The sequence below is a fragment of the Dyadobacter sp. 3J3 genome, assembly GCF_009801115.1.
In the GTDB taxonomy this organism is placed as follows: Bacteria; Bacteroidota; Bacteroidia; order Cytophagales; family Spirosomataceae; genus Dyadobacter.
In genome coordinates this window covers 115,440-129,178 of record NZ_VTOL01000016.1, presented here as the reverse complement: position 1 = coordinate 129,178, position 13,739 = coordinate 115,440, and the positions used below count along the sequence as shown (strand labels likewise).

The 13,739-nt window shown below is 41.2% G+C and carries 10 protein-coding genes; 6 read left to right on the top strand and 4 right to left on the bottom strand.

Features of this window, described 5'->3' with window-relative positions:
* Window positions 1–129: 129 nt before the first annotated feature.
* Genes FZF08_RS26860 through FZF08_RS26845 form a run of 4 tightly spaced genes read right to left on the bottom strand, consistent with a single transcriptional unit; the run spans window position 130 to window position 6,222 of the window.
* Entirely contained in the window at window positions 130–3,249 is a 3,120-nt protein-coding gene (locus FZF08_RS26860) for an efflux RND transporter permease subunit (protein WP_159476253.1), read from the bottom strand.
* Window positions 3,250–3,288: 39 nt separating this feature from the next.
* Complete coding sequence (locus tag FZF08_RS26855; RefSeq protein WP_159476250.1) at window positions 3,289–4,344, bottom strand: efflux RND transporter periplasmic adaptor subunit; 1,056 nt, start codon at window positions 4,342–4,344, stop codon at window positions 3,289–3,291.
* Window positions 4,345–4,365: 21 nt separating this feature from the next.
* Window positions 4,366–5,694: a TolC family protein gene (locus FZF08_RS26850; protein ID WP_159476247.1), complete on the bottom strand. Its 1,329-nt coding sequence runs from the start codon at window positions 5,692–5,694 to the stop codon at window positions 4,366–4,368.
* 54 nt (window positions 5,695–5,748) lie between these two features.
* Window positions 5,749–6,222 (bottom strand): MarR family winged helix-turn-helix transcriptional regulator, encoded by a 474-nt coding sequence (locus tag FZF08_RS26845; RefSeq protein WP_159476244.1) that lies wholly within the window; start codon window positions 6,220–6,222, stop codon window positions 5,749–5,751.
* 269 nt (window positions 6,223–6,491) lie between these two features.
* Here FZF08_RS26845 and FZF08_RS26840 point away from each other — a divergent pair, with 269 nt between their 5' ends.
* The 6 genes from FZF08_RS26840 (at window position 6,492) to kdpB (ending at window position 13,698) form a co-directional block, all read left to right on the top strand.
* Window positions 6,492–7,022, top strand: a complete 531-nt coding sequence (locus tag FZF08_RS26840) for a gluconate 2-dehydrogenase subunit 3 family protein (protein WP_159476241.1) — start codon at window positions 6,492–6,494, stop codon at window positions 7,020–7,022.
* 39 nt (window positions 7,023–7,061) lie between these two features.
* Complete coding sequence (locus FZF08_RS26835) at window positions 7,062–8,777, top strand: GMC oxidoreductase (protein ID WP_159476238.1); 1,716 nt, start codon at window positions 7,062–7,064, stop codon at window positions 8,775–8,777.
* 374 nt (window positions 8,778–9,151) lie between these two features.
* Window positions 9,152–9,430: a hypothetical protein gene (locus tag FZF08_RS26830; protein ID WP_159476235.1), complete on the top strand. Its 279-nt coding sequence runs from the start codon at window positions 9,152–9,154 to the stop codon at window positions 9,428–9,430.
* 294 nt (window positions 9,431–9,724) lie between these two features.
* Complete coding sequence (locus FZF08_RS32400; RefSeq protein WP_137340128.1) at window positions 9,725–9,802, top strand: potassium-transporting ATPase subunit F; 78 nt, start codon at window positions 9,725–9,727, stop codon at window positions 9,800–9,802.
* A gap of 48 nt (window positions 9,803–9,850) precedes the next feature.
* The gene (kdpA, locus tag FZF08_RS26820) at window positions 9,851–11,539 is read left to right on the top strand and encodes a potassium-transporting ATPase subunit KdpA (RefSeq protein WP_159476232.1); all 1,689 of its coding nucleotides are present in this window, start codon (window positions 9,851–9,853) and stop codon (window positions 11,537–11,539) included.
* Window positions 11,540–11,655: 116 nt separating this feature from the next.
* Window positions 11,656–13,698, top strand: a complete 2,043-nt coding sequence (gene kdpB / locus FZF08_RS26815; RefSeq protein ID WP_159476229.1) for a potassium-transporting ATPase subunit KdpB — start codon at window positions 11,656–11,658, stop codon at window positions 13,696–13,698.
* Window positions 13,699–13,739: the final 41 nt, after the last annotated feature.

The window sequence follows — 13,739 nt, the reverse complement described above, 5'->3', positions numbered from 1 at the left end:
AAAAGTAATCCGAACCAAACTTTGCGATGAATTCAAATTCATTACAGAAACGGTTTTGCTGCAGAGAGCTTTCATAAAGTTATTAATCACGAAACAAAATTCCTTATTGGGTAACTTTGCGTGAAACTTTTACCCTACACTTACTTCCTGCACCTGCTCAACTTCCGGTTTCTTCTTCTCAAAGCGCGCCTTAATCCGATCGACAACAAGATAAGCCGAAGGCACGAGCAGCAAAGTCAAAATCAAAGAACTTGACAGCCCGCCAATGATTACCCAGGCCATACCATTTTTAGTTTCAGCACCCGCTCCACTTGCCATGGCAATCGGAAGCATCCCGAAAACCATCGCCAGCGTAGTCATCAAAATCGGGCGAAGACGTTCTTTTCCTGCTTCAACCAAAGCATCAACCACTTCATGTCCCTGTTCTTTCAAATGATTTGTAAAATCGACAATCAGGATGGCATTTTTTGCTACAAGACCCAAAAGCATGATCATACCGACAATCGCGAAAACAGTCAGACTTTCCATGGACAATGCGAGTGCTAAAAGCGCACCAATTAACGCAACAGGAATTGAAAAAAGTACCACAAAAGGATAAACGACACTTTCGTAAAGTCCAACCATGATAAAATAAACAAGCAAAATTGCAATAACGAGTGCAAGTCCAAGACTTCCAAAGGCATCACCTTGCTGCTGCATCTGACCCAGATACTGGATTGTAATACCGTTAGGCATTTTTAGATTTGTCACTTTTGCCTGAATATCAGCACCAACGGTACCAACCGGACGGCCCACAACCTGCGCATTTACAGAAATCGACGACAGTCGGTCAATGCGTTGCAAAACACTTTCACCGATTTGTTCTTCAACCGAAGCGAACTGAGATAATTGGAACGATTGTCCCTGATTATTGACGAAAAGAAGCTGACGAATATCCGATGCACTGGTACGATCAAACTGGTCCAGACTTACCAGAATATCATACTCTTTTCCATTTTGTTTGAATTTAGAACGGTCATCACCGCGGAACCCGTTTTGCAGTGCAACACCCACTTCTGTGGCGTTGATACCAAGCTGCGCCATACGTTCACGATCCAGAATCACCTTTACTTCCGGCTTCGGATCCTGCACAGAATATTTTACATCCTGAGTTCCCGGAACAGATTCGGCTACTTTTTTCACCATTGCAGAGGCCTTCCGTATCGAATCCAGATTGGTGCCTTTCACCGCAATTTGAATCGGAGCCTCGGAAGTTCCAACCAAGCCTGTCGGACTAACCGTAACCTTTGTTCCCGGAATTTTAGCAATCTCAGCTTTGACGATCACACTAAAATCTTCCGTAGAAACCGGTCTTGTCTTTTTATCCGTCAACTTAACATTTAAAGTAGACAAATTACTATTGGATGAAGATGTCAGGTTATTACTGCTGTATCCGATATTACTGAAAACATTTGTTACCTCGGGATGTTTCAAAAGCATTTGTTCGGCTTGTTGCGCCACTTTATTACTTTCATAAATGGAAGCGGTTGGTGCCAGTTCAATTTGCACCGTGAATTCTCCCTGGTCACTTGCGGGCATAAAAGCTGCTCCTATAAATCCTGTTGGAACTAATGCGATCGCACCGATCAGCAAAGCCAGAACACCCAGAAATACATATCTTTTGTGACTCAATACTTTTAGAAGAATCCGACCATAAGCATTTTGCAGACGGGTCAGGAGATTTTCAAAACCAATGTTCAACTTACCCCAAAGAGAAGTTTTGCTTAGCACTTCCAGTTTCCCAAACCTGGATACTAAAAGTGGTGTCAGCGTGAAAGAAACGAACAAACTCATCAAGGTTGAGAAAACCACAACCAGGGAAAATTCGCGAAGAATATTACCGATCAATCCGCCGGTCATAGCCAACGGGACAAAAACCACAACGTCCACAAGGGTAATGGCTAGAGCTGTAAAACCAATTTCACTCCGTCCATCCAGTGCAGCCTGCCAGCGGCTTTTTCCCATTTCCAGATGTCGGTTTATATTTTCCAAAACTACAATCGAGTCATCCACCAAAATACCAACAACCAGAGAAAGTGCCATCAAAGTCATCAAATTCAACGAAAATCCTAACAAATACATTAGAATAAACGTTGGGATAATGGATGACGGAAGCGCGACCAACACAAAAAGTGACGACCGGAAACTATGCAGGAACAGAAGCATAACCACCGAAACGATAGCTACCGCCAGGAATAAATCTTCAACAACGGCGTCAGCCGAGGCCAAAGTATAGGTAGACTGATCGGCTGCTATATTGAATTTTAGTCCTTTTGATGCGTACTGTTTTTCAAGTGAAATAATTTTCGCTTTTACCTGTTTGCTTACTTCAACCGCGTTTGCATCCGATTGTTTCAAAACCTGTAAACCGATAGAAGGTCTCGCGTTGATGTGATTTATCGCCGTAGGTTTCGTGGTAGCATCCACAACTTCTGCAACGTCTTTTAACTGTACTTCTCCACCGTCCGCTTTTCTTGAAATTACAAGATTTCTAAAACCATCTGTATTAGCAACCGAAGCATCAAAACGAATTGACAACTGAGATTGTCTTGTTTCAAGCTGTCCGGCAGGATAACTTGTGTTTGCATTGTTAATAGCCGCAGCTACTTGCCCGATGGAAAGATTGTAAGCCCTCAATTTCTGAGCATCAACATTAACCTGTATTTCCCGTTCATTTCCACCGATCAAATCAATACGTCCAACGCCGGCTGCATTTGATAATTGCGGCTTCAATTCATCATCAATCAGATCGTATAGTTTGGCAGGAGAAATATTGGCCGTTACACCCATCCGTAATACCGGAAGTTCATCCGTCGAGAATTTGTTAATTGTCGGGCGATCTGCTTCATCCGGCAGTAAATTAATAATCTGCTCTACTTTTCGTTGCGCATCCTGTTGTGCCAGAGTAACATCCACACCATTTTTTAGCTGGATCACAACAATAGACGCACCTTCTTGAGAAGTGGAATTAATCCGGTCCAATCCTTCGATGGAAGCAAGGGCATCTTCAATTCTTTTGGTAACATTGGTTTCAACTTCGTCCGCAGAAGCTCCGCGATACGTTGTTGAAACACTGATCACATTTGCCTCAAATTTGGGCAAAAGGTTATAGGAAAGCTGCTGATAACTGATCACACCGAAGAGAATCAATACGGTGAAAATAGTGGTAATCAACAGCGGTCTTTTAACTGATAATTCGGTTATAGACATGGTTGTATGTTTTAAAGTTTTCGGAAATATACTTCCGGTCTATTTTGAGACTTGAACAGGTTTTCCGTCAGTAAGATTTAGCTGACCGGTAGTCACGACCTGATCTCCTGGTTTTAATCCACCGAGTACTTCGATTGCGTCACCCAGTTCGCGGCCAACGGTAATTTTACGCTGATGTGCAACATTTGCGTTTACTACATATACATAAGGATTTTTAATACTTTCCACCAACGCTATGCGAGGAATTTGCAGCGATGTTTCATGTGATTTCTGAGAAAAATCAACATTTACGAATGTGCCCGCTTTCAAAGGACTTGAACCTCCAACGGTGATTTCTACCGGATAGCTGTGTTCTTCATTTCCGCGTGGAGCGATATAAGTGATTTGACCGGGATAAATTTTTCCGCTTAATACATCCGCACTAACCTTGACTTTTTGGCCTTCATGAAGTTGGTATACATCCTTTTCGTTTACCATAACCTGCACTTTCAATCGTGATACGTCAAGGATCGTCCCCAGAACGGTTCCTGCGTTTACAAATTCACCCACTTCTATATCTTTTTTGACAATTTTTCCACTGATCGGAGATTTCACAGTCGCATCCTGAATTTGCTTTTTGATCTGCTCAGCCTTGTTTACGGCACTTTCGTAGTCGTATTTAGTTTGGTTAAGCTGTAATTCGGTTGTCGCATTTCCGGCGTAGAGCGTGTTGTAACGCGTTACATCTTTCTTTAATTTTTCAATATTCAACTGCGTAGCTTCGAGCGCAAGCTGATTTAACTTATTATCAATTTGAATCAAAACGGAGCCTTGTGAGACCTGGCTTCCTAAATCAAAATTCACTTTTTGGACCTGTCCCTGGCTCGTCGCCATAAGAGAAGTTTCACGGAAAGGAATTAAATTACCGGTTTTTAGCAGCGATTGACTAACCGTATCTTCGCTCACTTCCATCACCGTTACCGGGATCGGTGCATTTGTAAGTGTTACCGGTTTATTTTTTTCGTCAATTTTTTTCTTATTCGTAACCAGCCTTGCGCCAATTAAAACTACAATGGCAAGCACTGCCAGCGTCACGATTATCGTTGTCTTTTTCATTGCTTTATACTATTTGTACTATCAAAGTTGATTAAAGAAAGGTAGTAGCGTTCCCTGCGCTTGTTCAAGATCCAGTTTGGCCTGATAAAAATTAATCAGTGAATTCACGTAATCCGTTTGCGCCTGGCGGTAAGAATTTTCAGCGTTGATCAAATCCGTCAGAGGTGCTGTTCCTTGTTTATATTGAAGCGTAGTCATGTCATAAACTTTTCGGGCCAGTTTTACATTCCGGTCGTCATTTTCTACATTAATCTGCGACTGCTGAATTTGCGACTGTGAATTATTGAAAGCCAGACGGTAGGACTGTACATTCATTTTCTGCTGCTCTTCCTGAGTTACCACTTTTATTCTCGCCTGCTGAATTTGTGCGCTTCTGTTGAAACCATCAAAAATTGGAATGTTCAATTTCAATCCGATGGTGCTAAATCCCTGAAAGTTCTTGAATGAATTACCAAATTCATTTGTCATAGTGAGTTGACCATAGCGTGCGTTAAAACTTAATCGTGGCAAATATCCAGCCGTAATTCTTTGTTGATCCAAACGGTTCAGTATGAGTTGATTTTCACTCAATTGATAAGTTGTCAGATTTTTAGCATCAAACTGGCTTTCTGCAATCTTTGGAACCTGGGTTAGCAATAGCGAATCTTTAAGAATTAATTCCTTATCCTGATCAAGTCCCATTTGGTATTTCAATCGGTTCATTGCCAGCGTTACATTTGTTTTTGCGAATGATAGCTGCGATTTGTTACTGTTATAGGTTACATCCGTACGGTCATAATCAACAGGTTGAATTACCCCGTTATCCCGTTGTAATTTTAGAATGTTCAGCACTTGCTGCGTCCTTTCAAGGTTATCCTGTAAAAGCGAAATTTGCTGTTGTGAGACAAAAACCTGATAGTAATTTTTCGATACCTCATAAATGATTTGCTCCTGCGTTTGCTTTTCATTAAGCTGAGCGCGTTGCTGGTTCGGTTTATTGGCTTTGATTCCGGTCAATAATGATTGGTCAAAAATAACCTGCTCGGCAGATGCGGAAAAATTGGTTTGAAATTTTGAACCAAAGGCGACACGGGTAGGCTCAGGGCCCGCAAATCCAGCAGGCAAAGTCGTCAACTGCAATTTGAGGTTGTCATCCAAAGTTCCGGTACCCGAAATCTGAGGTAAATAACTGGCCAAAGCCTGCCGCGATTGCTGCCGCGCATTCTCTTTTTGATATTGGGCAATTCTTACGGTTCCAAAATGTTTGAGACCATAATCGATGCAATCCCTTAATGTCCAGGCTGTCTGTGCTTGCGTAAGTGAGGGCAAGGCAAGCGTCAAAAACAGTTTACAAAAAAATCTTTTTTTCATGCTAATAAGTTGATGTGTCTACTGTGGATATATCAACTATATATCCAAATTTTTTTACTCTTTTAATATTTTCGAAATTTTTTTAACGATTGATATTAAAGAATCAATCTCTTCCTGGCTAATGGAAGCGGTCATGCGTCTGTCAATATCCTCAATCGATTCCATCATTTTTGTTACAACCATTTTACCAGCCGGTGTGAGTTCAATAATGTTCTTGCGCCGATCATTTGAATCACCAACAATCCGCACATAACCATCTCGCGAAAGTGTCTGAATAGATCTTTGAATGCCTCCTTTGTCTTTTTGAGTAAAGTTTGCAATTTCCTGCTGCGATGGAGAATTTCCTTCTCGCAGGTAAACCACAAATAATATCTGAAGCTGTTCCACTTGCAAGGTATAGCCCATCTTAGCTAGTTCCTTGTTCGTATTACGTCCGACAAGATGCGAAACCGTGATGATATTGAACAACATCATTTTGCTCAGGCGCTCATAATTTGCTTTGTTCAGGTCTTTAACTTCTATTTCCATAACGCAAATGTAAAATAGGTAGACATATCAACCAAATTTATTTTATCAAATTTGAAATTTTATTAAAATGAATCAATAAAATGTACATATACCTTGAATTAGTTGAAAGAAATATTTAAAATTTTAAAAAAGCTATGGGTAAAAAGTTTAATTAAATCCTGTATTTGATTAACTTACAAAGTTGTTTGTCTTTCAGAAAGATGGATATTCCTATCCGTTTGACTTTCAATGAAAAATCCTGGATCAATTATTAACCATTTTCTTTTGAGATGAATCGTAGAGAAGCCGTTCAAAAATTAACCCTTCTGATGGGAGGCGTTATTTCTGCACCTTTAATGGCTGGTGTAATGGGAGAGAGGCTGAATTTCGGCCCATCGGTTGAAGTTTCCGCTGAGCAGGAAGCGTTGCTTGCTGAAATCGCGGATGTGATTATCCCGACCACAAAAACGCCGGGTGCAAAAGCTGCCGGAGCTGAGAAGTTTATCACCCGTGTCATGCGGGATTGTTATGTTCAGGAAGAACAGCAGAAATTCTATGCTGGTGTTGAAAGGTTGAACAATGACAGTAATGATCTCTATGGAAAAGGCTTTGTGGCCCTGGATGCAGCTCAGAAAAATGAAATTGTAAAACGCAGCACAACAGCTGATAAACCATTCTTTTTACAAATGAAAGGTTTAACAGTTACTGCTTATTTTACTTCTGAAATCGGAGCGACGCAGGCCTTGGATTATCTACCGATTCCAGGCCGTTTTGATGGCTCATATCCGATGAAAGAAGGGCAAAAAACCTGGGCACTTTAAGAACTTAACCTTTCTATTTTTTTAAAAAGTATTATCACCATGGCGAATTTAAATGTTGATGCAATAAAAGATATGACCTACGATGCCATCGTAATCGGTTCCGGAGTTTCGGGCGGTTGGGCAGCGAAGGAGTTGACTGAAAAGGGGTTGCGCGTATTGATGCTTGAAAAAGGGAAACCGCTTGAACACGTAACAGGCTATGAAAATGCTTTAAAAGCTCCATGGGAGACTGAATATAACGGTCGGTTGACGGTGAAACAAAAGGAAACGCATCCATTTCTTTCCCGCGATTATCCTTATAACGAGATGACCGAAAAGTACTGGATGAACGATTCGGATTCACCGTACGAAGAAAAGAAAAGATTTGACTGGTTCAGACCCAATATTGTAGGTGGAAAATCGATCATGTGGGGTCGTCAGTCGTATCGGTTGAGTGACCTTGATTTTGAAGCGAATTTAAAAGACGGAATCGCCGTTGACTGGCCGATCCGATACAAAGATGTTGCGCCCTGGTATTCTTATGTTGAAAAACATGTAGGTATTTCCGGTGAAAAACTTGGTTTACCACAACTGCCGGATAGCGACTTTTTGCCGCCAATGGAAATGTATCACGTTGAGAAAGAAGTACGTAAAAGACTTGAAAAGCAATTTCCCGGTCGTACGATGACGATTGGACGTGTTGCAAACCTTTCTCAGCCTGACAAAATCCAGCTGGAAGGTGGTCGTTCTCCGTGTCAGTATCGTAACCGTTGTTCTTATGGTTGTCCATACGGCGCTTATTTCAGTACGCAATCAAGTACATTGCCACCAGCAGTGAAAACCGGGCTTTTGACACTTCGTCCTGATTCTGTGGTTAGGGAAATTGTGTATGATAAAGTAAAACAAAAAGCGACTGGTGTGAAAGTTACGGATTCTGTGACTTTGCAGGAACGTGAATATTTTGCCAAAATTATCTTCGTATGTGCGAGCGCGATTGGTACATCATTGGTTCTTTTGAACTCAACATCGGATCGTTTTCCAAATGGTTTGGGTAATGATTCTGGTGAACTTGGACATAATCTGATGGACCACCATTTCCGTACGGGCGCTAGCGGAGTTTGGGAAGGTGATTTGGATAAATATTATTTCGGTCGCCGTGCAAATGGTATTTATGTGCCCCGTTATCAGAATATTGGTAACGATAAACGTGATTACATCCGCGGATTTGGATATCAGGGCGGCGGCGGTCGTCAGGGCTGGCAGCGTAATGTGGCTGAACTTGCTTTTGGCGCTGATTTCAAAGAGGATTTGACAACGCCGGGACAATGGACGATGGGTTTTGGTGGCTTCGGTGAAACTTTACCTTACCATGAAAACTATATGTACCTGAACAAGGAAAAGAAAGATAAATGGGGAATGCCTACCGTGGTTTTTGACGCCGAACTTCGTGAAAACGAAATGAAAATGCGGAAAGATATGAAGAACGACGCAGCCGAAATGCTCGAAAAATCGGGTGTTAAAAATGTAAAAACACACGATAACGGTTCATATCTAGGTATGGCCATTCATGAAATGGGAACAGCTCGTATGGGCCGTGACCCTAAAACGTCTATTTTGAATGGAAACAACCAGATGCATGCGGTGAAAAATGTTTTTGTTACAGATGGAGCTGCTATGGTTTCGGCTTCTTGCGTAAATCCGTCGTTAACCTACATGGCACTTACGGCAAGAGCTGCGGATTTTGCCGTTAAGGAATTGAAGAAGAAGAATATTTAATAGTTATTAGATAAGATAATTTTATCCGCCAATCGAAATTCTTTGAATTTTGGTTGGTGGATTTTTTTTGCCCCAGGGTTGAAACCCTGCGCTACAATGTCGGCCGTGCCTACGGCATTTTTTCAACCAAATATTGCCTATTAACAAATGCCGTCAGGCATGACCGACATGGTAGCGCGGGAATTTATTCCCGGGGCCATTTTAATTGTTGCATTTCCCAAATTGATAAATCCATATCAAAATGATACGCCATTAGTAGGTATCATATTAATTAATCTTCGAGCAATTAATTGGCATTCAGTAAAATAATCATAGAATAGAAATTTTGGATCGTATTTGGTATCAACCTTTTCATATTTCAAATTATCAAAACTATGAAAAGGAAAATATCCAGGGGGATTTACAAACAGATGCAAAAATTTGCAGATCTGACCCAAATTATGATTTTAAAAGGTAACATGGCTCGTGCAAAAAAATGCTTTTCCATCGCCGAGAATCTTTTTATCAATGGAAATAAAGAAACAAAAACTGCTATTTCAAACGTGTACTTATATTCTGTTTCGGGCATGATGGAATTGAAGCACCTGAATACGGAAAAACTTCTTCCTAATACATTGAAACGCGAATACATCAAGCAAATCAACGCATTCTAGGATATGGAAAAGCTTGAAATGCTCAGGCACTTAAAACCTTTCATTCTGATAAAATCCTATCATTTTGAGTTGCTTTTTTCAGGGTTCAGGTTGGTGTTTATGATGTTATCTTTCTGATTTGCAAATAGTTGAATTAATTGTGTCTTGCCCGGAATAAATTTGGTATTACTACATACAAAGTCAATCACTCAAATAAATTTAAAATAGTATGATCACAATCCTCTTAATAGCGTCAGGAATTTTATGTTTCGCGCTTTTCTACAAAACAGTAAACTTCTTTGAAAATATCTAATCATGGCAGCGCTCTTTATAGTCTCAATATGTGTGTTTGGTTACATCTGTTATGTGTTGATCAAACCCGAAAAGTTCTAACCGGATTCAAATCCCGGGAAACGAAATCGAATTAAAAAAATAGAAAAAATGAACACTGAATTATTTGGAATCATTGCCATGTTTACCCTGACGATTGCCTTCGCAATACCTTTCGGCAAGTACATAGCAAAAGTTTATGCAGGCGAAAAAACCTCCTTCGATCCTGTTTTTAACCCTATTGAAAAGTTGTTTTTCAAAATCAGCGGTATTGATGTAAAAGCTGAAATGAATTGGAAACAGCACATGTTCTCGCTTATCACGATTAACATGGTCTGGTTCGTGCTCGGTATGTTTGTTTTAATGAACCAAGGTTGGTTGCCGTTAAATCCGGATGGAAATCCTGGACAAACTGCTGATCTGGCTTTTAATACGAGTATTTCTTTCGTAGTCAACTGTAACTTACAGCATTATTCCGGAGAATCGGGACTTAGTTATTTGTCTCAACTATTTCTTATGTTCCTGCATTTTGTAACGGCAGGAACAGGTATGGCGGCGGCGGCTGTTTTGTTCATGGCATTACGAGAACGCACAACAGATAAGCTTGGCAATTTTTATCATTTCTTAGTTAAATCCTGCCTGAGAATTTTGCTTCCTCTTGCTATTATTGTTGCTATCATATTGGCTTTCAATGGTACACCAATGACATTTGAAGGAAAAGACATGATCGTAAACATGCAGGGAGATACCGTTCAGGTTTCAAGAGGACCGGTTGCTGCGTTTGTCGCGATCAAACATTTGGGTACGAATGGAGGAGGATTTTATGGAGCCAATTCGGCGCACCCGTTGGAAAATCCGAATTATCTGACAAACACCGTTGAAATGATCGCACAGCTGATCATTCCATTTGCCATGATCTTTGCTTTTGGCTTTTTTCTGAAAAGAAGAAAAATGAGCTGGATGATTTTCGGAGTCATGACGATCGGATTTTTGCTTCTTACCGTGCCAACCATTATTTGGGAAAACGGAGGCAACCACGCTATCACAGCGATGGGAATCGATAATAGTGCCGGGGCGATGGAAGGTAAGGAAGTCCGGTTTGGAACAACAGCATCTGCATTTTGGAGTATAGCGACCACCGTCATCTCGACCGGTTCAGTAAACTCAATGCATGACAGCTACACACCGCTTTCCGGAATGACACAACTTCTGGCTATGATGACCAATGCTTTTTATGGCGGAGTCGGAGTCGGTATGCTTAACTTTTTTGTCTTTATTATTCTGGCGGTATTTATCAGCGGATTAATGGTGGGTAGAACACCCGAGTTGATGGGTAAGAAAATTGAGGCTCGCGAAATGAAAATCGCCATGATTGTGGCTTTGCTTCACCCATTTCTGATTCTGGTTGGTACTGCTTTGGCAGCTGCTTTTCCTACCATAACTTCGGCTACGCTTGCCAATCCAGGCTTCCACGGATTTACGGAAATGCTTTATGAATATACCTCGTCGTCAGCAAATAATGGTAGTGGGTTTGAAGGTTTGGGTGATAACAATCCATGGTGGAATATCACAACAGGTTTTGTGCTGATCCTTTCACGTTACATTCCAATCATTGGGCCGATCGCTATTGCGGGACTTTTAGCAAATAAAAAATTCATTCCCGAGAGTGCGGGAACGTTGAAAACAGATTCTTCAACGTTTGGAATTATGGTTCTGGCGGTTATCGTGATCATCACAGCATTATCCTTCTTTCCGGCTCTTACGCTGGGTCCGATCGCTGAATATTTCACGCTGCGTTAAGAATCGATTTCATAAAAAATAAAAAAGGCTACAAGAAAATCTGTTCCGGCGACAGATTTTCAAAGATCGAAAAAGTAGCCAATACCTAATCGCTAACGGCTAAACGCCATAATGAAATGAAAAATCAAGATACGTCCTTATTTCAGAAGGACTTGGTTAACGAAGCCCTCAAACAGGCATTTGTAAAATTGAACCCCAAAATAATGTTCCGTAATCCTGTGATGTTCACGGTGGAAATAGGCACGGTCATTATGCTGGTAGTTAGTATATGGACATTAATGGGCGAAAAATCCCAGGGAAGTTTTGCCTATAACTTTACTGTTTTTCTTGTTCTTCTTTTGACTTTACTTTTTGCCAATTTTGCAGAAGGAATTGCAGAAGCCAGGGGTAAAGCACAGGCTGACAGTTTGCGTAAAACCAGAGAAGAAACACCTGCCAGACTTGTTATTGAAAATAAAGCGGGATTCTCAGTTTCGACAAGACAAGTGATGTCTGCTTCGATGAAAAAAGGAGACGTATTTATTTGTGAAGCGGGTGACAATATCGCGACGGACGGTGAAATTATCGAAGGTTTGGCAACGATTGATGAAAGCGCCATTACCGGAGAAAGTGCACCTGTAATTCGTGAAGCGGGAGGTGATAAGAGCAGTGTAACAGGTGGTACCAAAGTTTTATCGGACAAGATAAAAGTGATGGTAACAACGGAACCTGGCGAAAGTTTTCTTGATAAAATGATCGCGTTGGTAGAAGGCGCCAGTCGTCAGAAAACACCGAACGAAATTGCATTGACAATCCTTTTGGCTGGTTTTACACTTGTGTTTATCATCGTTTGTGTGACTTTGAAACCATTCGCGGATCACGCTAATACGCCGATTACAATTGCCGCTTTTATTTCACTTTTTGTTTGTCTGATTCCGACAACTATCGGTGGGTTGCTTTCTGCGATCGGTATTGCCGGGATGGACAGAGCACTTCGCGCCAATGTGATTACCAAATCAGGAAAAGCGGTAGAAACAGCAGGTGATATTGACGTATTGCTTTTGGATAAAACAGGAACGATCACGATTGGTAACAGAAAGGCGACGAATTTCTATGCTGCAAAAGGCATCACTGATAATCATTTTATCAAATGCGCGGTGCTGAGTTCGATTGCAGATGAAACACCGGAAGGAAAATCAATTTTGGAACTTGCAAATTTGAATCCGTCGACATATGCCAATCTGAACAATCCAACCTTTATCAAATTTACGGCTGAAACCAGAAGTTCGGGTGTCGATTTTGATGAAACCAGAATTCGTAAAGGTGCTTTTGATTCCATGAGAAATCTGACAATTAAAGCAGGAAATAATTTCCCGGCTGATATTGAAGAAAAAACAAAGGCTATTTCAAACAACGGTGGAACGCCGCTTGTGGTTACTGAAAATGAGAAGGTGCTGGGCGTGATTGAATTGCAGGATATTATCAAACCTGGTATCAGTGAACGTTTTGAACGTCTGCGTAAAATGGGTGTGAAAACGGTAATGGTTACAGGTGATAATCCATTGACTGCCAAGTTTATTGCTGAAAAAGCGGGTGTAGATGACTTTATCGCCGAGGCCAAGCCAGAGGATAAAATGAACTATATCAAAAGAGAACAGGAAAGCGGAAAACTGGTTGCTATGATGGGAGACGGTACGAACGACGCGCCCGCACTTGCACAAGCTGATGTTGGAGTTGCGATGAACAGCGGTACGCAGGCAGCAAAAGAAGCAGGGAATATGGTGGATTTGGATAATGATCCAACGAAACTGATTGAGATTGTTGAAATCGGAAAGCAGCTTTTGATGACCCGAGGTACGCTAACCACCTTCTCCATCGCGAATGACGTTGCCAAATATTTCGCCATCATTCCTGCCTTGTTTATCGCTTCAATTCCAGCGCTACAAGGTTTGAATATCATGGATCTGCATAGTCCGGAAAGCGCGATTCTATCCGCTGTAATCTTTAACGCGATCATCATTCCGATTCTGATTCCATTGGCGCTTAAAGGTGTGACTTACAAGCCGATCGGTGCGAGCGCATTGCTGAGAAGAAACCTTTTTATATACGGTTTAGGCGGAGTAATTGTGCCATTTATCGGAATTAAGGTGATTGATATGCTGGTGAGTGTGTGGTTTTAAAACGATCGAAATAAAAAAGAAGAATCAATTAAAAAGTTCAC

What these genes read in the sequence shown, in the direction of transcription:
- FZF08_RS26860 (WP_159476253.1), bottom strand. Translation starts at nt 3,249, where the DNA reads ATGTCTATAACCGAATTATCAGTTAAAAGACCGCTGTTGATTACCACT.
- FZF08_RS26855 (WP_159476250.1), bottom strand. Translation starts at nt 4,344, where the DNA reads ATGAAAAAGACAACGATAATCGTGACGCTGGCAGTGCTTGCCATTGTA.
- FZF08_RS26850 (WP_159476247.1), bottom strand. Translation starts at nt 5,694, where the DNA reads ATGAAAAAAAGATTTTTTTGTAAACTGTTTTTGACGCTTGCCTTGCCC.
- FZF08_RS26845 (WP_159476244.1), bottom strand. Translation starts at nt 6,222, where the DNA reads ATGGAAATAGAAGTTAAAGACCTGAACAAAGCAAATTATGAGCGCCTG.
- FZF08_RS26840 (WP_159476241.1), top strand. Translation starts at nt 6,492, where the DNA reads ATGAATCGTAGAGAAGCCGTTCAAAAATTAACCCTTCTGATGGGAGGC.
- FZF08_RS26835 (WP_159476238.1), top strand. Translation starts at nt 7,062, where the DNA reads ATGGCGAATTTAAATGTTGATGCAATAAAAGATATGACCTACGATGCC.
- FZF08_RS26830 (WP_159476235.1), top strand. Translation starts at nt 9,152, where the DNA reads ATGAAAAGGAAAATATCCAGGGGGATTTACAAACAGATGCAAAAATTT.
- FZF08_RS32400 (WP_137340128.1), top strand. Translation starts at nt 9,725, where the DNA reads ATGGCAGCGCTCTTTATAGTCTCAATATGTGTGTTTGGTTACATCTGT.
- kdpA (WP_159476232.1), top strand. Translation starts at nt 9,851, where the DNA reads ATGAACACTGAATTATTTGGAATCATTGCCATGTTTACCCTGACGATT.
- kdpB (WP_159476229.1), top strand. Translation starts at nt 11,656, where the DNA reads ATGAAAAATCAAGATACGTCCTTATTTCAGAAGGACTTGGTTAACGAA.